A 20,384-nucleotide genomic window follows, 5' to 3' on the forward strand; every position below is an offset into this window, starting at 1 on the left:
CCGCAGACGCGCGTACCAGACCCCGCGACCCCGGCAAGATCCGAACGACACTACCCAGGGGGAGGCAGCGTCATGAGTGAGGCAGGGCGGACGTGCCAGCGTCCCGGCTGCGGCGGGACCTACGAGGACATGGGCGGCGGCGAGCTGTACTGCGACACGTGCGGTCTCGCGCCGGTCGTCGCCTCCAACGGCATGGTGGGCTCGACGCCGACCGGGGTCACCGGTGGCGGCGGCCGGGGCTCGCGCGGATCACGCGGCTCGGCGGGCAGCGGCAGTTCGCGGTCCGGCAGCCGCAGTTCGCGCACGTCGTCGCAGTCGTCGCGCTCGTCGAGGTCTCGGCGCTCTGTGTCGGGACGGCTCTCGCGGTCGGTGTCGGGACGGTCCACGGGCCGGTCGGTGTCGGTGCGCAGCTCGGGTTCCCCCGCCGGTTCCTCCGCGCGCGGACGCCTCGGCGCCGGCCTGGTCGAGGTCCCGGCGATCCCGCGGCCCGACCCGCGCGCGATGGTCCTGGACAACCCGGAGGTCCCCGAGCGGAAGCGATTCTGCTCGCGCTCGGACTGCGGGGCGCAGGTCGGGCGGGCGCGCGGGGAGCGGCCCGGGCGCACGGAGGGCTTCTGCACCAAGTGCGGCCACCCGTACTCGTTCGTGCCCAAGCTGAAGGCCGGCGACGTCGTGCACGGCCAGTACGAGGTGGTGGGCTGCCTCGCGCACGGCGGGCTCGGCTGGATCTACCTCGCCGTGGACAAGGCGGTCTCCGACCGCTGGGTGGTCCTCAAGGGCCTGCTGGACACCGGCGACCAGGACGCGATGGCGGCGGCCATCTCCGAGCGCCGGTTCCTCGCCGAGATCGAGCACGCCAACATCGTGCGGATCTACAACTTCGTCGAGCACCTCGACCAGCGGACGGGTTCGCTGGACGGCTACATCGTCATGGAGTACGTCGGCGGCAAGTCACTGAAGGAGATCGCCAACGCGCGGCGCTCCCCCGAGGGCAGACGCGACCCACTGCCGGTCGAGCAGGCCTGCGCGTACGGCATCGAGGCGCTGGAGGCGCTGGGCCATCTGCACAGCCGCAACCTGCTCTACTGCGACTTCAAGGTCGACAACGCCATCCAGACCGAGGACCAGCTCAAGCTGATCGACATGGGCGCGGTGCGCCGGACGGACGACGAGGAGTCGGCGATCTACGGCACGGTGGGCTACCAGGCGCCGGAGGTCGCCGACGTCGGCCCGTCGGTGGCGTCCGACCTGTACACCGTCGGCCGCACCCTCGCCGTGCTGACGTTCGACTTCCAGGGCTACACCAACGTCTACGCCGACTCCCTGCCGGACCCGGACACCATCGACGTCTTCAGGCGGTACGAGTCGTTCTACCGGCTGCTGGTGCGCGCCACCGACCCCGATCCGGCCCGCCGGTTCGCCTCCGCGCAGGAGATGGCGGAGCAGCTGACGGGCGTGCTGCGCGAGGTGGTCTCGCTCCAGACGGGCCGCGCCCGGCCCGCCGTGTCCACGCTGTTCGGGCCGGAAGTCAGGGTGACGGACACGGAGTTGTTCCCGCGGCTGGACGGCGACGTGTCCCGCCTGGGGGCCCGGGCGACCGGCACGAGAAGGCGCGGCCCCGCCTCGGCACCGGCGCTGCGGCCGGGCGCCACGGGCAACGGCCCCGCGCTGCCGGGCGGGACGAGCGCGGCGGTCGGGGCGCCGGGCGGGACGGGCACGGCGGTCGGAGCGCCGGGCGGGGCGGCCGGCGGGACGGGCACGAGTGTCGGACCGGCCGTCGGAGCGGGCGCGAGCGCCGCGCTGCCGGGCGCCGTGAGCGTGGTCGGCGGGCTCGACGCCGGTGCCTCGGACCTGGTCAGGTCGGCCGACGCGCCCGCCGCCGCCCTCGCCCTACCGGTGCCCCGGGTCGACGCGGGCGACCCCAACGCGGGTTTCCTGGCGGGCCTCATGGCGTCCGCACCGGGTGAGCTGCTGACCGCGCTGGCCGCCGCGCCGGCGCCGTCGACCGAGACCCGGCTGCGGCAGATCCGGGCGCGGCTGGAGAGCGGCGACGCGCCCGGCGCGCTGGCGGCGCTGGAGACCCTGGAGGCCGAGCGGCCCGACGACTGGCGGGTGGTCTGGTACCGGGGACTGGCCGCGCTGGTGACCGGGGACCACGAGGTCGCCGCGCTGGCCTTCGACGCGATCTATGACGCCTTCCCGGGCGAGATCGCGCCCAAGCTGGCGCTCGGCCTGTGCGCGGAGGTGCTGGGGCAGCTCGACAACGCCGCCGAGTACTACCGCCTGGTGTGGTCGTCCGACCCGAGCCATGTGAGCGCGGCGTTCGGGCTGGCCCGGGTGCAGCTCGCCGGCGGCGAACGGGCCGGTGCCGTACGGACGCTGGAGTCGGTGCCGGAGTCGTCCATACACTGCACGGCCGCGCGCGTCGCGGCCGTGCGGGCACGGCTGCGGCAGCGCACGGCGGGCGCGGGCGACGTGGCCTTCCTGGACGATCTGGTCGCCGCCGCGCGGCAGGTCGAGGCCCTGGACGTGTACGGTCTGGATCCGGCGCGGCGCGAGCAACTGTCGGCCGAGGTCCTCGGCTGCGCGCTGGACTGGGTACTCTCCGGAGGACGGGGTTCCGTCCCACCCGCCGCCGGGGGACGGACGCTGCTCGGCAGCGGCCTGGACGAACGCGGCCTGCGCTTCGGCCTGGAGCGTTCGTACCGCACGCTGGCTCGGCTGGCGCGGGGCGGCGAGGAGAGGATCGACCTGGTGGAACGTGCCAATCGTTACCGCCCCCGGACGTGGGTGTAGTTGATGTCGCAGATGCCCCAGCAGGCCGCTGTGTCGAAGTGCCCGAGCTGCGAGGAACCCCTCGAGTCGGGCGACCGCTTCTGCGGTGCGTGCGGATACGACCTGTCCGCAGTGCCCGCGCGGCCCGACGACAGCCCGACGATCGCCATGAACGGCTCGGTGCCCGCACCGTCCTCGCCGCCGGACGGCGTGGACTGGCCCGTGGCCCGGGACTCGGACGGCTCCGGCCGGCCCGCCCCGGTGCACGCGGCGGCCGAGGTGCCGGGCACCGACTCGGGCGGCTCCCCGCTGCCACCGGCCGCACCGACCGCACCGCCGAGCCCACCCGCCGCACCGCCGATGCCGCCGGCGCCGCCGGAGTCACCCGCGCCCGGCGTGCGGTTCGACCGTCCCGACCGGCCGCGGGAGCCCGAGGAGTACCCGCTTCAGGCGCCCGACCCGCGACTGGCGACCGAGCCGCAGGCCCCCGCCGGACCGGCGGCACCGGCACCGGCCGCCGGCGACAAGGCGTGCGTGGCCTGCCGCGCGGGCCGGGTCGACGACGACGGCTACTGCGAGAACTGCGGACACGCCCAGCCCCGCGAACGCGACCACATGGAGCAGGAGTCGGGCCCCGTCGCCGCGGTCAGCGACCGCGGTCTGCGCCATCACCGCAACGAGGACGCGTTCTCCGTCGGCTGCACCGCGCTGCCCGACGGCGCGCCCGCGACCGTGGCGATCGTCTGCGACGGCGTGTCCTCCGCGACCCGTCCCGACGACGCCTCGCTCGCCGCGTCCCGGGCGGCCGGCGAGTCGCTGCTCACCGCCCTGCCGCGGGGCACGCATCCGCAGCAGGCCATGCACGACGCCATCCTCGCCGCCTCGCACGCCGTCAACGCGCTGGCGGACGAACCCGCCACCGCCCGCGAGCAGGCCCCGCACCAGAACGCGCCCGCCTGCACCCTGGTCGGCGCCGTGGTGGCCTCGGGCCTGCTGGTCGTCGGCTGGGTCGGCGACAGCCGCGTCTACTGGGTGCCGGTCGACCGGAGCACCCCGCCCGCCCGGCTCACCGAGGACGACTCGTGGGCCGCGCAGATGGTCGCGGCCGGCCTGATGAGCGAGGCCGAGGCGTACGCCGACGAGCGCGCCCACGCGATCACCGGCTGGCTCGGCGCCGACGCGTACGAACTGGAGCCGCACACCGCGTCCTTCAAGCCGGACCGCCCGGGCGTGGTCGTGGTCTGCACGGACGGCCTGTGGAACTACGCCGAGTCCGCCGAGGAGATGGCCGAGGCCATGCCCCTCGACGCCGCCGCGCGCCCGCTGCACAGCGCCCGCGTCCTGGTCGGTCACGCCCTGGACGGCGGGGGCCACGACAACGTAACAGTGGCCCTCCTGCCGTTCCCGGCCCCGCCGCAGGGGGCAGGATCGGCCTGAGACCCGCCGCGCGGTACAGGTACGGGTACGGGCGCGGGGTGGTCTCGCGGGCCGCAGGGGGCGGCCCGCGCCGGCAGCCAAACACCCCACCACCGTGGGGACGTAGAGGGGGATGCGATCCGGCATGGCCAATTTCTCGAAGTCGAACGTGCCGCAGTTCTCGGTGGACGTCTACCAGAACGAGTACCTGCCGGAGGGCGGCCGTGAGGTCAACGCCATCGTGACGGTCACCGCGACCGGCGGCGGCACGATCGGGAGCGCGGTCGCCGCGCCCCACCTGTACTCGCCGGGCCAGGGTCCGTCCGCGGCCGTGGCGGTGCTGGTCGACTGCTCGGGCTCGATGGACTACCCGCCCACCAAGATGCGCAACGCCCGCGACGCGACGGCCGCCGCGATCGACACCCTGCGCGACGGCGTGCACTTCGCCGTGGTCGGCGGCACGCACGTCGCCAAGGAGGTCTACCCGGGCGGCGGCCGGCTCGCGGTCGCCGGCGCCGCCACCCGGGAGCAGGCCAAGCAGGCGCTGCGCAAACTGAGCGCGGGCGGCGGCACCGCCATCGGCACCTGGCTCCGGCTGGCCGACCGGCTGCTGTCGTCGGCGGACGTCGCCATCCGGCACGGCATCCTGCTCACCGACGGCCGCAACGAGCACGAGTCGCCGGAGGAGCTCAAGGCGGCGCTCGACGCCTGCGCCGGGCGCTTCACCTGTGACGCCCGCGGCGTGGGCACCGACTGGGAAGTGAAAGAAGTCACAGGCATCGCCTCGGCCATGCTCGGCACCGCCGACATCGTCGCCGACCCGACCGGCCTCGCCGCCGACTTCACGCGGATGATGGAGACGGCCATGGGCAAGGAGGTCGCGGACGTCGCCCTGCGTCTGTGGACCCCGGTCGGCACCACGGTGAAGTTCGTCAAGCAGGTCGCCCCCACGGTCGAGGAGCTGACCGGCCGCCGCACCGAGGCGGGCCCGCGCGCCGGGGACTACCCCACCGGTTCCTGGGGCGACGAGTCCCGTGACTACCACGTCTGCGTGGAGGTACCGGCCGCGAACCTCGGCCAGGAGATGCTGGCCGCCCGCGTCTGCCTGGTCATCCCGGAGCCCGACGGCAGCGTCCAGAACCTCGGCGCGCAGGGTCTCGTGCGGGCCGTGTGGACGGACGACATGGCCGCCTCCACGTCGATCAACCCGCAAGTGGCCCACTACACCGGGCAGGCCGAACTGGCACAGGTCATCCAACAGGGGCTCGATCTGCGCAAAGCGGGAGACTTCGACGGAGCAACGGCCAAACTGGGCCGTGCGGTTCAGCTCGCCGGAGCCTCCGGAAACGCGGATACCGCGAAACTGCTCGCGAAGGTGGTGGACGTCGTCGACGCGGCGGAAGGTACTGTGCGACTGAAAGCGAAGGTCGAGGAGGCCGACGAGATGACTCTCGAGACTCGGTCGACAAAGACTGTTCGTGTAAAGAAGTGACGCAGGACAACACACTCCACAAGCCCGCAAGAGGGGGAAGCTCCGACATGCCGACCTGCCCGAACGGACACCAGTCGGGTTCCGACGACTGGTGCGAGGTCTGCGGTCACCGCATGGCCGGTGCCGTGCCGCCCCCTCCCCCGCCTCCGCCCCCGGGCGGCGGCTACGGCTTCCCACCGCCCGGTGGCGGCGGTCCCGGTGGCCCCGGTGGCCCCGGCGCCGAGCCGCAACTGTGCCCGCAGTGCCGCACGCCGCGTGAGGGCGGGGCACCGTTCTGCGAGGAGTGCCGGTGGAACTTCCTCACCAACACCGCCACCTCGTACACCCCGGCCGCGCCGCGCCCGCCGGCGCCCGGTGGTCCGGCGCCGCACTTCCAGCAGCCGCCGGCGGGGCCGTCGTACGGCGGCGGTGACTCGTACGACTACCAGGGCTCCCGCCCGTCCCAGATGAACCGCCCCGCCGAGCCCATCCCGCCGGGGCCGCCCTTCGGCGGCGACCCGTCGGGGCCGGGTGGTCCGGGCGGTGGCCCCGGTGGTCCGGGCAGCGGCCCCGGCGGACCGGGCGGACCGGGCAGCGGCCCCGGCGGTCCGGGCAGTGGCCCCGGCGGTCCAGGCGGTGGCCCCGGCGGTCCAGGCGGTCCGGGTAGTGGCCCCGGTGGTCCGAACGGCCCCTCCGGCCCCTTCAACCCCGGTGGCCCTGGTGGCCCCGGCGGCCCGCATCGTCCCGGCGGCCCGGGCGGCCCCGGCGGTCCGCCGCCCCCGCCCGGTTTCGGCGCCGACCCGTCGCGGCCGGTTCCGCCGCCGCCCGGCCCCGGTGGGCCCGGGGGCGCCCCGCAGTCCTACCAGCAGTCCGGTCCGCCGGCCCCGCCCGCCTTCCCGCAGGAGACCAACCGCCCGCAGCAGGGCAGCCCGTCCTTCGGCGGCGGTGACGACGACTGGGTGCTCTCCCCGCCGTCGTCCACCGGACAGGGAGGACCGGGCGGACCGGGAGGCCCGAGCCCGGCCCAGGGCGGCGGCTACGGCTACCCGCAGCCCGGCGCCACCCAGGCCCCGCCGCCCCCGCCGGGCGGCGGCTACGGGTTCCCGCAGCAGCCCCAGCGGCCGCAGCAGCCCCAGCAGCCGACGACCTGGACGGCGACCATCGGGCCGGACCGCGATTACTTCATGGCGATGATGCAGCGTTCCGGCCCCGAGGCCGCGGGCCTGAACCTGCCCGCGTACTCGCCCGAACAGCAGCGCACGCTCACCGGCAACCAGTTCACCATCGGCCGTCGCCGGCACTCCACCGGCGACACCCCGGACATCGACCTGGCGGTGCCGCCGGAGGACCCCGGCGTCTCGCACCAGCACGCGGTGCTGGTGCAGCAGCCGGACGGCAGCTGGGCGGTCGTCGACCAGAACTCGACGAACGGCACGACGGTCAACGGCGGCGACGAGCCGATCCAGCCCTTCGTGCCGGTGCCGCTCCAGGACGGCGACCGGGTGCACGTCGGCGCCTGGACGACGATCACGATCCGCCGGGGCTGACGGGACAGGGCCCCGCCGTACCCGTCAGGTGAAGGGCCAGGCGTACGGGCCCTCCGGGTCGTCCAGCCACGCCCAGGCCCGTTCGCCGCTGACGGTGATCCCGTAGCGCTCGCGCTGCGGCGCGTCCTCGCGGTCCCACAGGGCGTACGCCTCCTGCGGGTCGAGGCTGCCCCGGCCGAGCGCCAGCAGGAAGCGGAACAGGTCGTCCTCCCGGGCCCGGCGCGGCACCCCGCCGAGGCCCGGCGTCTCCGGCTCCGACCGGTCCGCGCCGCGCAGCGGCACGAAGTACGCGGGCGTGTGCAGGAAGCGCCCCTCGGCGTGCCCGGCGTCGCGGACCGTGAGAACGACCAGGCCGGTGGCGAGCGGGGTCAGGATCCGGCCGCCGGGGCGGCACTGGGCGAGCCAGGCGCGCGGGATCGAGGGCAGCGCGCAGGTGGCGAGGATCCGGTCGTAGGGGGCGCGTTCGGGCACCCCGCGGGCGCCGTCGCCGGTGACGACGGCCGGGTGGTACCCGGCGGCGGCCAGGTGCCGACGGGCCGACTCGGTGATGTCGGCGTCCAGGTCGACGGTGGTGACCAGGTCGTCGTCGCCGAGCCGGTGGGCGAGCAGGGCGGCGTTGTAACCGGTGCCCGCGCCGATCTCCAGGACCCGGTCGCCGTCTCTCACGCCCAGCTCCACCAGCATCAACGCCATCAGCGACGGCTGGCTGCTGGAGGAGAGCAGTTCGCCGTCGCGCAGCCGGGTGGCCAGCGGGGTGTCGGCGTAGGCGCCGTGCACCCAGCGCTCGCGGGCGTGCCGGTCGGGGTGCTCGCCCCACCGGCGTTCGTAACCGCCCAGGACGCCGACGTAGTAGTACGGGACGAAGAGGTGGCGCGGGACCGCGGCGAAGACCTCCCGCCACACCGGCTCGGCCGCCCAGGCGCCGCTCAGCTCGATCTCCCGCACCAGCTCCGCCCGCGCGGAGGCGGCGAGGCCGTCCAGATCCCGGTGCCCGCCCATGCCTCCACAGTACGGGGGTCCTAAGCCTCGAGTCCTATGTCCCCGCGTCTGAGACCATGGACGACGTGAATGAGATTCGGCGCGGCACGCTTCAGGAGCAGACCTTCTACGAGCAGGTCGGCGGGGAGGAGACCTTCCGCCGGCTCGTCCACCGTTTCTACCAGGGGGTCGCCGAGGACCCGATCCTGCGGCCCATGTACCCGGAGGAGGACCTGGGCCCGGCCGAGGAGCGTTTCGCGCTCTTCCTGATGCAGTACTGGGGCGGCCCGACGACGTACAGCGACAACCGCGGCCACCCGCGGCTGCGGATGCGTCACGCCCCCTTCGCCGTCGACCGGGCGGCGCACGACGCCTGGCTGAAGCACATGCGAGTCGCCGTCGACGAGCTGGGGCTCTCCGAGGAGCACGAGCAGACGCTGTGGAAGTACCTGACGTACGCGGCGGCCTCGATGATCAACACTGCTGACTGACCCCGTGAATCGGCGTCGGAATCCGGTCGTCCGGCGCCGGAATCCGGTCACGATCCGGTCAGTCCGGTTCCCGGGCGCGCGCTTACTTCCGTCCCACGGCCTCTGACAGCATCACCCGAGGGTCTGGACAACGGTGCCGGGAGCCGGGTGGCGGTGTTCGGGGACTCGCGGGGTTCGTGCTGCTGCGCGCGCGGGCGCACCGCCTGCTGCTCGCCGCCGCCCTGCTCGGACTGAGCGGGCCGGAGCGACGACGGACGAGCGGCGACGGATGAGCGACGACGGACGAGCGGCGACGGGGTCAGCGCACGCTGATGCCCAGCGCCCCGGTCCCCGCCCGGCGCAGGGCGACCGACCCGAAGGGCGTGCGCAGCCGCAGCCACGCGCCCGAGGAGAACAGCTGCGGCGCGTCCTCACCGGACGCCCCCGGGGGCCGCAGGAACCCCAGTGACTGGGCCGCGTGCACGGCCCGGACCGGCAGCCCGGTGTCTCCGACCGTCCGGGACCATATCTCCCGCCCGATCCGGTCCAGCTCGGCCCGCGTACGGCCCTCGGGCGGCAACTCGCCCGTGCGGGAGCGGAACTCCGCCACCGCCGCGGCGACCAGCGCGCGCAGGGCGTCCGGGGCGGGCAGCCCCGACTCGGGCCGCCAGCCGCCGCGCGGGGGCAGCACCCCGGCCCACGGAGGCCCGGTCACCGCTCCCGGCACACCGGCGGTGGCCGCCGGCTCGTCCACCGTCTCCAGCAGCTCACCGGCGGACACGGTCACGTCCAGCGTGAAGTCGAGCCCGTTCTCGTACGGCTTGGCCAGCCGCACCGCGCGCACGGCCAGGACCTCGAAGGAGGGCGGCCGGCCGAAGACGGCGAGGGCGGTGCCGGCCGCCTGCAGGCGCACCGCCGCCGAACGGTCGTAGTGGAGCAGGCGGGAGAGGAAGGCGGCGAGATCCGCGGCCTCCCCCTCGTCGGCCAGATGAAGGACCGTCATGCGGCGACGGCCTCCTCCTTGTCGTCCGTGTACTCCTGGAGGAACTCCCGTTCCTCCGCGGTGATCCGGCGCGGCATCTGCGTCTCGAAGTCGAACGGCACGATCACCGTCGAGGCGCGGACATAGACCTGGTCGCCGTCCTTGACCTCGTAGGTGAGCGTGAAGGAGGCGGCCCTTATCTCCGTGACCCACAGCTCGATGTCGACCGGGTGGTGCCGGTGGACGAGCTGCCGCTTGTAGTCGATCTCATGGCGTGCCACCACGGACCCCTGCTTGAAGTCCTTCTCCGGGCGGAACAGGAAGTCGATACGGGCCTCCTCCAGGTAGCGGAGGAAGACCACGTTGTTGACGTGGCCGTACGCGTCCATGTCCGCCCAGCGCAGTGGGCAGCGGTAGATGTGCCGCAAGATCAGCCCCGGGTCAGCTTCTTGTAGGTGGCGCGGTGCGGACGCGCGGCGTCGGCGCCGAGCCGCTCGACCTTGTTCTTCTCGTACGAGTCGAAGTTGCCCTCGAACCAGAACCACTTGGAGTCACCCTCGTAGGCGAGGATGTGGGTGGCGACGCGGTCCAGGAACCACCGGTCGTGGGAGACGACCACGGCGCACCCGGGGAACTCCAGCAGGGCGTTCTCGAGGCTGCCGAGGGTCTCGACGTCGAGGTCGTTGGTCGGCTCGTCGAGGAGGAGCAGGTTGCCGCCCTGCTTGAGGGTGAGCGCGAGGTTGAGCCGGTTGCGCTCACCGCCGGAGAGCACGCCGGCCGGCTTCTGCTGGTCCGGTCCCTTGAAGCCGAAGGCGGACACGTACGCCCGCGAGGGCATCTCGACCTGGCCGACGTTGATGTAGTCCATCTCGTCGGAGACGACCGCCCAGAGCGTCTTCTTCGGGTCGATGTTCTCGCGGCTCTGGTCGACGTACGAGATCTTGACCGTGTCGCCGACCTTGATGGAACCGGAGTCCGGCTCCTCGAAGCCCTGGATCATCTTGAAGAGGGTGGTCTTGCCGGCGCCGTTGGGGCCGATGACACCGACGATGCCGTTGCGCGGCAGCGTGAAGCTCAGGTCGTCGATGAGGACCTTGTCCCCGAAGCCCTTGGTGAGGTTGTTGACCTCGACGACGACGTTGCCCAGGCGCGGGCCCGGCGGGATCTGGATCTCCTCGAAGTCCAGCTTCCGCATCTTGTCGGCCTCGGCCGCCATCTCCTCGTACCGAGCGAGACGCGCCTTGGACTTGGCCTGCCGCCCCTTGGCGTTCGACCGCACCCACTCCAGCTCGTCCTTGAGCCGCTTCGCCCGCTTGGCGTCCTTCTGGCCCTCGACCTTGAGGCGGGTCTGCTTGGTCTCCAGGTACTTGGAGTAGTTGCCCTCGTAGCCGTGCAGCCGGCCGCGGTCGACCTCGCAGATCCACCCGGCGACGTTGTCCAGGAAGTACCGGTCGTGGGTCACGGCCACGACGGTGCCCTCGTACTTGGCGAGGTGCTGCTCCAGCCAGTTCACCGACTCGGCGTCGAGGTGGTTGGTGGGCTCGTCGAGCAGCAGCAGGTCGGGCGCCTCCAGCAGCAGCTTGCACAGCGCCACACGCCGCTTCTCACCACCGGAGAGGTTCACGACGGGCCAGTCACCGGGCGGGCAGCCCAGCGCGTCCATGGCCTGCTCCAGCTGGGCATCCAGATCCCAGGCGTTGGCGTGGTCCAGCTCCTCCTGGAGCTTGCCCATCTCCTCCAGCAGGGCGTCCGAGTAGTCGGTCGCCATCTGCTCGGCGATCTCGTTGAACCGGTCGAGCTTGCCCTTGACCTCGGAGACGCCCTCCTGGACGTTCTCCAGGACGGTCTTCTCCTCGTTCAGCGGGGGCTCCTGGAGCAGGATGCCGACCGTGTAGCCCGGTGACAGGAACGCGTCGCCGTTCGACGGCTGCTCCAGCCCCGCCATGATCTTCAGAACGGTCGACTTACCGGCGCCGTTCGGTCCGACCACACCGATCTTCGCGCCGGGCAGGAAGCTCAGGGTGACGTCATCGAGGATCACCTTGTCGCCGTGCGCCTTGCGCGCCTTGCGCATGGTGTAAATGTACTCAGCCAAGAGAAACCGTCCGGCAGCTTGATCAGGCAGTGGGCAGATACACCCCATCTTGCCGCACCGCCACCCCTGGGAGGAAACGCGTTCCCTGCGGGGGCTCTGACCTGGGGTTTCCTGGATGGCGTCTTGGCTCCACCTGTCACTGTCGGTCGTCGCCGGTCGGCCTCGGGGACCCTCGCACGGCCCAGGGACGGCCCAGCCCGAGGGTGCCGCTCCCCCGCCGCGCGGGGCTACGGTGCTGCCGTGACCAGCTCATCGGAGCGCCCTCTCCTCTTCCTGGACGTGGACGGCCCACTGATCCCGTTCGGGTCTTCGGCCAGCCAGAAGGACGTCGCTGCCGCCTCCTCGACGACCGTCGATCAGGGGAACCCGCTGCTGGCCCGACTCGACCCCGGGATCGGGGCACGCCTCATTGCCTTGGGCTGCCAGCTCGTATGGGCAACGACTTGGATGGAAGAGGCGAACGAAGTAGTCGCCCCGCGCATCGGCCTGCCGAGGCTGCCGGTGCTGGAGTGGCCGGACGCCGACGCAGGAGGAACGCCGCGGGGACTCCACTGGAAGACTCGCCCCATGGTCGAGTGGGCCGCCGGCCGACCCTTCATATGGGTCGACGACGAGATCAACGCGATGGACCGCCTCTGGGTCGACGCCAGCCACCCCGGGCCTTCGCTCCTGCACCAGGTCGAGCCGAACAAGGGCCTCAATGGCGCCGACTTCTCCGCGCTCGCCAGATGGCTCGATGCCGTCGCGCCGAGTTGAGCACATCTCAGGGCTTCGAGGTCCGGGTCCGCTGACGCTAGGGCCGGATGTCAACGGAACACCTGCGGAACTGGGCAGACCTCCAGTGGCTCCTCCGGCCGGTCCGCCCACCGCCACCAAGTATGCCGATCAGCGCACCGCCATAGAGATCGGCAAACCCTCCGGCCGTCGTCGTCTCTCTTGGCCAGCACAAGGCCGCCCGACTTCAAGGGCTGCCTGCACTCGGGACAGGGCGGAGCATCGTCGGCCATATGGCGAACCCTAGGCACGGCTATCGGTTGATCGGGATCTCATAGACGATCTCGCAGTGAGCCGCAGGGACCACGATGTCCGCTGTCTCCACGCACCTACCGTCGTCGCTGTAGTACGTCCGCCGAATGTGCGTGACAAGGGCAGCTTTCTGGATGCCGAGTAGCGACGCCTCCTCAGCAGTCGCCTGCCTCGGCTCTGGCTGCTCCACGGCATGGCTGACGGTGATGCCGATCGCGGCCATACGGTTCACGACGCCCGCTCCAGCATGCGGCCCGCCCTCGGGAAGAACGACGAGAGTGCCGGCGGTGAGTTCGTACGGCTCCCAACTCGTCGACAGCTGCACCGGCCTGCCGTCCGCCAGGAACTCGTACGCGGTCCGCACACACAGTTCACCCTCGTCGATCCCGAGTCGCGCCGCGATGTCTGCGGGGGCCGGCACCTTGGCGTCCGTCCGACTCTCCCAGTCCCCTTGCCTACCCACGGCCTTCATGTCGGCCCGGAATGGCGATCCGCTCGGCTGCTCGCGCGCCGAGGACCGCACCACGCGCACTCGCTGCCGGGGCTCGGCGACGTAGGTACCCGACCCGGCGCGCCCCTCCAGCACGCCTTGGGAAATCAGCAGCTCTTGCGCCCGACGGACCACATTCTCGCCGACGCCGCACTCCTGGCCGATCTGCGTGCGAGAGGGCAGACGGTCTCCCGGCTCCCACAGGTGCTCCGCGATCCGCCGCCGGAGTTCGTCGGCGACGCGGAGATAGGGCGGCTGCTCAGGCATATGGAAAATCTAGTCCACTAGCTCTAATCTAGTTAACCAGCTTTACTTAAAGTGATCGCTGGATGACGGAGGCTGCCCTGTGCCCGCTTCGGGAGTTAGAGCGGCGGCCATCGCCGCCCGGCTGTCCGCCCTCGGGCTTTCCACGCGGGTGGAGGAACAGCACCAGCACACATCGGTGGAAGCGGAGGTGCCGGACACGCTCTCCGCCGAGTCATGGCGGGAGGTCCTAGACGTGGTGGCTGAGGCCGACCAATTCGGGCTCCTCGCCACCAGCTTGAACGGCCGCACCTTATGGGCGGTCGTACACAAAGCGGCCCCCACGACGGGCGATGTCGGGGGACCGAGCCATCAGCGATAGGAGCTGAACAGCGTGCTCAACCGTATCCGCCGCGCCTTCTCTCTCACTAGGGTGCGCAACTCTCCAAGGGGCAGGCGCCGCCGGCCGTTAGTGCCCGCCTTTCCTCCTCCGCCTCTTCCCGTCTCTCGTAGGCCCGATGCCACGTCGACCCCCGTCTCGGGCCGTACAGCCGACGACGCGGCATCTCACCGAAACCTGCTCAGAGGAGAGGACGTGGCCCTGGTCCGCCCGTACGTCCTGGCGATGGAAGGACGCGTCCGGACACGCGCGATGGTCATCGCCCCTCACCTCTCGGCGGACGCCTGGTCAGCGCTGACAGGGGCTTACTGATGCCACATCGTCAACAGCCGCACATCGCAGACGCAGCGTCCGCCCCCTACCGCTCGACTGCATGCCGGATCGGCACGCACCACGTCTGCGCCGACGCTTCCCCGACGCCGGCCCCGTCCGACATCCCGGTGATCTGCGAGGCGTGCGACTGCCCGTGCCACTCGGGCGTTGACCCGTCCGCGTCCTTGGGGGTGACGCGGTGACGGCGTATACCCCCGGCGGCGCGCTGGTCTCCAACATCGAGGTCACCGCGACCACCGTGCAGCGCGGCGACATCATCCAACTCGGCGGCCGTGTCGTCCGGGTGAGAGACCTTTTCCAGCTCCCTCAGGGAGCGAAGCAACTGGTCTTCGAGTCGGGCGAGCTGCTGACCATACATGCGCGTACCCGGCTCGTCGCCGTGCGAATGCTGAGAAGGCGGTGACCGGCTCCATGCGCTCACGCCACCACGACATCGCGGACGACCTCCGGCAGCAGATCACAGTCGGCCGCATCCTGCCGAGTGAACGCCTTCCATCCGAGGCTGCCCTCGCCGACCGCTACGGGATCAGCACGGTGACGCTGCGAAGAGCACTCGCCGTGCTCCAGAGGGAAGGCCTCGTCGAGAAGATCCACGGCAAAGGCAACTTCGTCCGCCGCCCTCACCGCAAGATTATGTACGTCGGCGGCTGGGGCACCCTGGACCCGTGGACCGCCGCCGAACCGGACTTGTGCGTCACCATCCGCAGCACCGCAGTTCAGGCACAAGCGCACTTGGCGACCTTGTTGAAGGTGCCCACGGGCAGCCCCGTCGTGGAGTTCACCTGCCTCAGCCGCGAAGGTGTGTCACCACACGGCCTGGCGCGCGTCTACATGCCGCACGACCTGGTCCCGCCCGAAGCACTCGACGACGCCTCCACATCCAGAGAGGCAGCCAGAAGGTTCGCCTTCCTCGCTCCACCCCCGACTGCTGCCCGAGAGACGGTGAGCGCTCGATTCCCGACGCCGGACGAAGCCTCGGCCCTCCGGATCGGCATCGCGTCAGTCGTCCTCTCCATCACTCGCATCGCCACCGACTCCACGGGCCGCGTCGTCGAAGCCACGCTTCTGGCCTTCCCGGGGGATCGAGTCGACGCCGTGTTCACCACCCACCACGTAATCGACGAAAGGCAGAGCAAGGGATGACGGCACCGACCGAACTGCGACTCCTTCCGTGGTCGGGCCCGGAAGGCAAGCCCTGCTACCTGAGCACCGATGAACGAGGCGGCTACATGTCCCGCCTGGCGGACAACGTCGAGGCCGTCCAACTCGGCACGGCAGCCGAACTCCTGGAGGAAGCCTTCGAAACCATCAACGAGCAGGAGGTGGCCGCCGAGGAGCTCCGGCACCTGGCGAAGGACCTTGTCGGTGCTCTGCGAGATGTCCTCCGCGTCGCGACCAGCCGCGGTCACCTCTTGGCGGTGAATGAGCCGCGAGGTCCATCTACTTGATCACCGGCTCCGCTAACCGGCGAGAATGACGAAGCCCACGGCTCTGACCAGCTCGGATGCCGTGGGCTTCTGCCGTAGTCGTTAGTGTCGGGTGACCTTAAAAGGCCAGACAACGTCCCGGGACAACTCTCGGCGTCACCACGAACCAATCTCACCTCAGCAACTTGCTTGGCGGCCCCCAAAGAATTTTCAAGGCCGTCGTTCGAACGTCTCGCGTCTTGGCCATTGTTCTTTGACTCCGAGTTCTAACTTTCCGACAGCTTGCGACTCTCGCAGTGTTGAATGCGCTGTTTCAAATCGGGCTCTTCGGCAAGTCGAGCAGGCAAAGTCGTTGTAGAACGCAGGTCAGCGTTTAGGAATGTCCGGGCCGTACAGTCTTGGGCCTCACCAAGGTGGGTCCGATCGAGCTTCGTCTCAACGAAGTAAGTACCCGCCAACTTTGCACCGTGCAGAGTTGCTCCAGTCATATCCGAGCGGGCGAGATCTGCGGAGGAAAGATTAGCTCGCTGTAGAATAGTTCTAACGAAGGTAGCCCCATACATCACCGCACGTGACAAATTAGCTTCGGAGAGGTCAGCCTCGCTCAAATCCGCCCTTGCTAGTAGAGTGTCATTCATTTGAGCACCCACAAGGTATGCACCACTGAGTTGCGCGTCTTCCAATTCGGCTCCCTCCAAATTAGATTCCAGCAAGTACGCACCAGATAGATCGGCCCCTCGTAGGTCAAACTTTGCGAAGTTGGCTCGGAATAGGTGTGCGTTTGCGAGGTGTACGCGGCGCAGGTCGATATCAAATTCTTCCCTCCCTGCCGGTCGCCTACCAAGAACCGTGAGAGCGGCTTGAACATCCTCGCCTAGCGGGCCGCGCTGAAACCGGGCTGGAAGCTCTACGGGGCTCGGTAGCGGTTCGCTTGCGTGCTGCCGAATGAATCCGGCAAGGACTTGGACCACCAAAGCATGATCTTTTTCGAAATCCCGCATGATGCGTTCCAAAGAAAATACAGCTCGCGATCTTTGTCCCGGGTATGCAGGAACAATGACTCGGTTTGTTTATGGCCCTTGTGTGTGTAGTACAAGCCGAGTGCGGCCACAACTCCGGCACCGACGGCCACAAGAGTGGTTCGGAAGCCAGTGATGACCACGCCGTCCGCCGGCTGGAGGTCTTTAGTGCGGAGGTGGTTGCCGTCGAACCACCAGGGGCCTCGCCACAGCAACAGTGCGTAGCTGGTGGCTGCCAAGGCGAGCAGGACGGCGAGCGCGATCCTCTTCGACTTTTGCTTCATGGTGGTAGCTTGGCCTGCTTTGGTCAGATGCAATGGTAAACAGCCGCTGCCAGAGGAGAAGTTGAGGTTTCGGCAGCGGTTTCCCGAGGGACGCCCTCGCCCTCCTCGGATCGATCATGAAAGTGTATGGAGACACGCAGTGTGTCGGAGGTTTGTCGCATGAGCCTGCTACTCGCCCGCGGGTGGGCAACATGCTGGAGATCGTGGAGTAGCCCGTCTACTGATCACCGGTTCCGCTGACCAGCGGCCCTGAAGAAGCCCACGGCTCTGACCAGTTCAGACGCCGTGGGCTTCTGTCGATGTCGGTCGACGTCGGCTGACCTTGGACGGCCCAGTGACGGCCCAAGGCTCGTCACTCGGCACGCCTCTCGCCATCGTGAAGTCGCAACCTCACCTGGTGGTTGTGCTCGGCGTGCCCGATGACTTCACCAACGACGCGGGCCCCGAGCGCGGGTAGTTCCATGCCTTGCGGCATCGTCGTGATTTCGACCAGTGCCATGGCGTCTGGAACGCCATCGACACGGACGAAGGCCCCGAAGGGCTGGCGCCCGATGACTACGCCTCTGACGGAAGCTCCCAAAGGCAGGGCGTAGGTGGTCGATGCCCAACTGAGGGACCGCAGCTCTGCCAGCACCTCGGTGATCGGTGGCCATACGTTCTCGTCCATGGAGCGATCATGCCTCTGCAGCGGCATCTGGACAGCCACAACTGATCACCGACGGCCGTGACCTGCGGCCGCCTAATTAATCAACGCCCTGACCTGCTGCTTAGCTGTCGGTAGCTGTCGACGTTGGTCAACGCTGAGCGCCCTTCCACGGCCCTAGGACGGCCCGGGAGGGCGCTCGTGTCTACGAAGGAGGTACGCCAACTCAGAGCCGATGTCCGCATCTTGAGCTAGGGTGCCTGCGTGAGTTTCCTTGAGGCGTTTGGCATCGTCAGCGGCGTAGCGTCACTAATCGGCCTAGTGCTTGCGGTCAAGTATGCGCGCGATTCTGCCAAGAAGGTAAAAGACCTTCGATATTATTCTGCAATATCGCGTCACCCCGTCATTTCGCAGAAAGGCCTCGAAAAGTATGGGGTTTCTATTTATCACGAGTCGCCGAGCGGGCGTGAATCGGTAGGTAGACTGTATATTCACTATCTTTCGCTCGTGAATTTGGGGCACGAGCCGATCCGACGTGAAGACATTGCCCCGGGAAACCCTCTGCGGATTAAGATGTCAGGTGGGCGCATTCTGGCGCTTTCTCTGGAAAGTGTCACGCGTGATGTCATCCATTTTAAGGTGTCTGCGCCTAGTGATAGCAGTGAGGGTGATGTAACTGCGGACATCTCCTTCGATTATCTGGATTTCCAGGATGGTGGATTGATTCGCATCATCTCTACAGCTCCGCTCAGTTCCCTGGAGGCTACAGGAGATGTCGTGGGAATGCCGACCGGAGTCTCCCCCATGACGGAACTGTCCCGCTCTGGAATTCTCGGGAAAGTGGGGGCCACCCTGTCCTTGCTGCTTCTCCTTGGTTCTCTCTCTAGTACATCGTTGGTCTATCGATGGGTTACAGGGGCATGGGAAGATTCTTGGGTGCTTCTGCTTCCTTTGGCTGCTTTGTTCATTCCGCTCGTAATTATCCTCGTAACGGCTGCTACCGTATGGCCTGACCCTAAGCCGATCCTTCCCCAGAAGATCATCCCTCGCCGTCACGCGCCGAGGTTCTATTTTCCGGGCCCGAGCTACGAAACCGTTAGTTCATTTGGGCCTCATTTGGAAGAGGAGGGTGAGGGGGAGAACTAAGGGCGGTGGAGCGGCTTTGGGCTGGAGCTGCTTTGGGGCGAGTGATCTTGGCCCCGTAAGCTGATGGCGAGTCGGGCAGTCTGTGGACCTGCCCGTTAAAGCACGACGTTGGGGCCAAGATCTTAGAGGCTCGCCCCAAAGTGGCTGCCTAAAGCCGTGGAGCCGACCGCCCCAGCCACAGAGGGTGTCTCCCCACTTCATGCCCGCAGCCGCCGAGCGCGCCGCCGGGCGCGGCCAGCCGGGGCGAAGACAGGAGGCGGGCCGCGCCGTAGAGGCGGCGCGCGCCCGCGCCGTGCGCGGGCCTTGATGAAGTAGGGAAAGTCTTATCCCGCTGGGATGAGGTGCTTGCCGTCGTGGCTTCGTACGTGGGGGCCAGCCCCGTCTAGGGCGTCCAGGAGTCTGATCGCGTAGACCTCGGCCATGCGGTCGCTGACCTCGTCGGGTGTGAGCCAGGAGACGGCTGTGGACTCGCTTGAGGTGCGTTCGGTGCCGCCGGAGGGCTTGCAGCGGAAGACCAGGGCGACGATGCCTCGGGTTGTGTTCTTGTAGACGCCGGTGAGTTCGTCGACCTCGACGTGGATGCCGGTCTCTTCCCAGACTTCGCGGGCTACGCCGGCCTCTGGGGTCTCGTTGAGTTCGAGTACGCCGCCGGGGAGTTCCCAGGTGCCGTTGTCGGCTCGGCGGATGGCCAGGAGGCGGCCGTCTTCGCGCACGACGACTCCGGCTACGGATACGGAGTGGAGGGGCGTCGACGTTGCTTCCTGTGGTTGACTCATGTACAGGAGCATAGGAGGCAGAGAAGGACTATGGGAACTGCGGTAGAGGGGGGCAGGTCCGGGCCTCGGTACGTGCAGATCGCGGACGAGATCGTGCGGCAGATCCGGGCGGGTGTGCTCAAGCCCGGTGACATGGTGCCGAGTGAATCGGAGCTGGTGGACCGCTACGGCGTGTCTGGCGGCACGATCCGTAAGGCCATGGTCGAGGTGCGGGCGAGCGGGCTCGTCGAGACCCGGCACGGCAAGGGTTCGATCGTGAAGGACCGGCCGCCGGTGCGGCACCGTTCCTCCGACCGCTTCCGTCGCTCGCTCCGCCAGGGCGGCAAGGCCGCCTACCTCGCGGAGTCCGCTCAGTCCGGCGCCACCGCCAAGGTGAGCGTCCTCTACATCGGGCCCATGGAAGCCCCCGCGAATGCCGCTCAGCGGCTCGGCGTCCCCGTCGGTACTCAGGTGCTTGCCCGGCGGCGTCTCTACTTCCGCAACGGCACCCCGGTCGAGACGGCCTCCTCGTACCTCCCGTGGGACGTCGTCAAGGACATCCCCGAGCTGTTCGCCGAGAATCCCGGCGGTGGTGGCATCTACGCCCGACTCGAAGACCACGGACACGAGTTCGCCGAGTTCGTCGAGACGCTGCAAGCGCGGCCGGCCTCCAAGGCGGAAGCTTCCGAGCTGGCGTTGAGTCCGGGTGCGCCGGTGGTTCACCTGGTCCGGGAGGCTCGTACGACGGCCGGGGTCGTGGTGGAGGTCTGCGACACGCTCATGGCTGCTGACCAGTTCGTTTTTGAGTATCGGATCCCTGCCGCCGACTGACGCTCGCTCAACTTCTCGCAACCCGTCGTGACTTCGATGTCGCGGCGGGTTGA

21 protein-coding genes are annotated in these 20,384 nt (G+C 69.3%); 12 read left to right on the forward strand and 9 right to left on the reverse strand.

All coding sequences use genetic code 11. From position 1 onward, the window contains the following. The first annotated feature begins 72 nt into the window (after positions 1-72). The 4 genes from ACFW48_RS02260 to ACFW48_RS02275 all read left to right on the forward strand — a co-directional run bounded on the left by ACFW48_RS02260 (position 73) and on the right by ACFW48_RS02275 (position 7,209). Positions 73-2,796 (forward strand): tetratricopeptide repeat protein, encoded by a 2,724-nt coding sequence (locus ACFW48_RS02260; protein ID WP_386309592.1) that lies wholly within the window; start codon positions 73-75, stop codon positions 2,794-2,796. 3 nt (positions 2,797-2,799) lie between these two features. Then, a complete protein-coding gene (locus ACFW48_RS02265) occupies positions 2,800-4,212 on the forward strand; it encodes a PP2C family serine/threonine-protein phosphatase (RefSeq protein WP_386309594.1) in 1,413 nt (470 codons plus the stop codon). A gap of 124 nt (positions 4,213-4,336) precedes the next feature. Beyond that, a complete protein-coding gene (locus tag ACFW48_RS02270; RefSeq protein WP_386309595.1) occupies positions 4,337-5,683 on the forward strand; it encodes a VWA domain-containing protein in 1,347 nt (448 codons plus the stop codon). 47 nt (positions 5,684-5,730) lie between these two features. Further along, complete coding sequence (locus ACFW48_RS02275; RefSeq protein WP_386309598.1) at positions 5,731-7,209, forward strand: FHA domain-containing protein; 1,479 nt, start codon at positions 5,731-5,733, stop codon at positions 7,207-7,209. 24 nt (positions 7,210-7,233) lie between these two features. Here ACFW48_RS02275 and ACFW48_RS02280 read toward each other — a convergent pair whose 3' ends face one another. After that, positions 7,234-8,208 (reverse strand): methyltransferase domain-containing protein, encoded by a 975-nt coding sequence (locus ACFW48_RS02280; RefSeq protein WP_386309600.1) that lies wholly within the window; start codon positions 8,206-8,208, stop codon positions 7,234-7,236. Positions 8,209-8,264: 56 nt separating this feature from the next. On the opposite strand from ACFW48_RS02280, the gene ACFW48_RS02285 reads away from it, so the two are divergent. After that, a complete protein-coding gene (locus tag ACFW48_RS02285) occupies positions 8,265-8,678 on the forward strand; it encodes a globin (protein ID WP_337303320.1) in 414 nt (137 codons plus the stop codon). Between the two features lie 298 nt (positions 8,679-8,976). Here ACFW48_RS02285 and ACFW48_RS02290 read toward each other — a convergent pair whose 3' ends face one another. The 3 genes from ACFW48_RS02290 to ettA are packed head-to-tail and all read right to left on the reverse strand — an operon-like array spanning position 8,977 to position 11,734. Further along, positions 8,977-9,660 (reverse strand): hypothetical protein, encoded by a 684-nt coding sequence (locus ACFW48_RS02290; RefSeq protein WP_386309603.1) that lies wholly within the window; start codon positions 9,658-9,660, stop codon positions 8,977-8,979. After that, positions 9,657-10,067, reverse strand: a complete 411-nt coding sequence (locus ACFW48_RS02295; RefSeq protein WP_386309605.1) for an acyl-CoA thioesterase — start codon at positions 10,065-10,067, stop codon at positions 9,657-9,659. The genes ACFW48_RS02290 and ACFW48_RS02295 overlap by 4 nt, the downstream gene beginning before the upstream one ends. Before the next feature lie 2 nt (positions 10,068-10,069). Continuing rightward, positions 10,070-11,734, reverse strand: coding sequence for an energy-dependent translational throttle protein EttA (gene ettA / locus ACFW48_RS02300; protein ID WP_386309608.1), 1,665 nt, complete (start codon positions 11,732-11,734; stop codon positions 10,070-10,072). A 240-nt stretch (positions 11,735-11,974) separates the two neighbouring features. Between ettA and ACFW48_RS02305 the strand changes: the two genes are divergently transcribed. Continuing rightward, positions 11,975-12,490, forward strand: coding sequence for an HAD domain-containing protein (locus tag ACFW48_RS02305; protein WP_386309611.1), 516 nt, complete (start codon positions 11,975-11,977; stop codon positions 12,488-12,490). Between the two features lie 271 nt (positions 12,491-12,761). On the opposite strand, the gene ACFW48_RS02310 is transcribed toward ACFW48_RS02305, so the two are convergent. Further along, entirely contained in the window at positions 12,762-13,517 is a 756-nt protein-coding gene (locus ACFW48_RS02310; protein ID WP_386309614.1) for a GntR family transcriptional regulator, read from the reverse strand. A gap of 79 nt (positions 13,518-13,596) precedes the next feature. On the opposite strand from ACFW48_RS02310, the gene ACFW48_RS02315 reads away from it, so the two are divergent. From ACFW48_RS02315 to ACFW48_RS02330, 4 genes are all read left to right on the forward strand, one after another. After that, complete coding sequence (locus tag ACFW48_RS02315; protein WP_386309616.1) at positions 13,597-13,875, forward strand: hypothetical protein; 279 nt, start codon at positions 13,597-13,599, stop codon at positions 13,873-13,875. A 529-nt stretch (positions 13,876-14,404) separates the two neighbouring features. Continuing rightward, positions 14,405-14,629 carry a hypothetical protein gene (locus ACFW48_RS02320; protein ID WP_386309618.1) on the forward strand — a complete coding sequence of 75 codons (225 nt, stop codon included), beginning with the start codon at positions 14,405-14,407 and terminating at the stop codon, positions 14,627-14,629. 8 nt (positions 14,630-14,637) lie between these two features. Next, positions 14,638-15,369 (forward strand): GntR family transcriptional regulator, encoded by a 732-nt coding sequence (locus tag ACFW48_RS02325; protein ID WP_386309621.1) that lies wholly within the window; start codon positions 14,638-14,640, stop codon positions 15,367-15,369. Beyond that, on the forward strand, positions 15,366-15,674 hold the full coding sequence (locus tag ACFW48_RS02330) for a hypothetical protein (protein WP_386309623.1): 309 nt from the start codon (positions 15,366-15,368) through the stop codon (positions 15,672-15,674). Before ACFW48_RS02325 ends, ACFW48_RS02330 begins: the two co-directional genes overlap by 4 nt. 245 nt (positions 15,675-15,919) lie before the next feature. On the opposite strand, the gene ACFW48_RS02335 is transcribed toward ACFW48_RS02330, so the two are convergent. The 3 genes from ACFW48_RS02335 to ACFW48_RS02345 all read right to left on the reverse strand — a co-directional run bounded on the left by ACFW48_RS02335 (position 15,920) and on the right by ACFW48_RS02345 (position 17,623). Further along, positions 15,920-16,654, reverse strand: a complete 735-nt coding sequence (locus ACFW48_RS02335) for a pentapeptide repeat-containing protein (protein ID WP_386309625.1) — start codon at positions 16,652-16,654, stop codon at positions 15,920-15,922. Then, on the reverse strand, positions 16,561-16,956 hold the full coding sequence (locus ACFW48_RS02340) for a hypothetical protein (protein ID WP_386309626.1): 396 nt from the start codon (positions 16,954-16,956) through the stop codon (positions 16,561-16,563). The genes ACFW48_RS02335 and ACFW48_RS02340 overlap by 94 nt, the downstream gene beginning before the upstream one ends. A gap of 352 nt (positions 16,957-17,308) precedes the next feature. Continuing rightward, positions 17,309-17,623 (reverse strand): hypothetical protein, encoded by a 315-nt coding sequence (locus ACFW48_RS02345; RefSeq protein WP_386309627.1) that lies wholly within the window; start codon positions 17,621-17,623, stop codon positions 17,309-17,311. A 240-nt stretch (positions 17,624-17,863) separates the two neighbouring features. Between ACFW48_RS02345 and ACFW48_RS02350 the strand changes: the two genes are divergently transcribed. Next, positions 17,864-18,745, forward strand: a complete 882-nt coding sequence (locus ACFW48_RS02350) for a hypothetical protein (RefSeq protein ID WP_386309629.1) — start codon at positions 17,864-17,866, stop codon at positions 18,743-18,745. Between the two features lie 323 nt (positions 18,746-19,068). On the opposite strand, the gene ACFW48_RS02355 is transcribed toward ACFW48_RS02350, so the two are convergent. Further along, positions 19,069-19,533, reverse strand: a complete 465-nt coding sequence (locus ACFW48_RS02355; RefSeq protein ID WP_031186072.1) for an NUDIX hydrolase — start codon at positions 19,531-19,533, stop codon at positions 19,069-19,071. A gap of 18 nt (positions 19,534-19,551) precedes the next feature. On the opposite strand from ACFW48_RS02355, the gene ACFW48_RS02360 reads away from it, so the two are divergent. Next, entirely contained in the window at positions 19,552-20,331 is a 780-nt protein-coding gene (locus ACFW48_RS02360) for a GntR family transcriptional regulator (protein ID WP_386309631.1), read from the forward strand. Positions 20,332-20,384 lie beyond the last annotated feature (53 nt).

The organism is Streptomyces sp. NPDC058812 (genome assembly GCF_042744565.1).
Classification (GTDB): domain Bacteria; phylum Actinomycetota; class Actinomycetes; order Streptomycetales; family Streptomycetaceae; genus Streptomyces; species Streptomyces thinghirensis.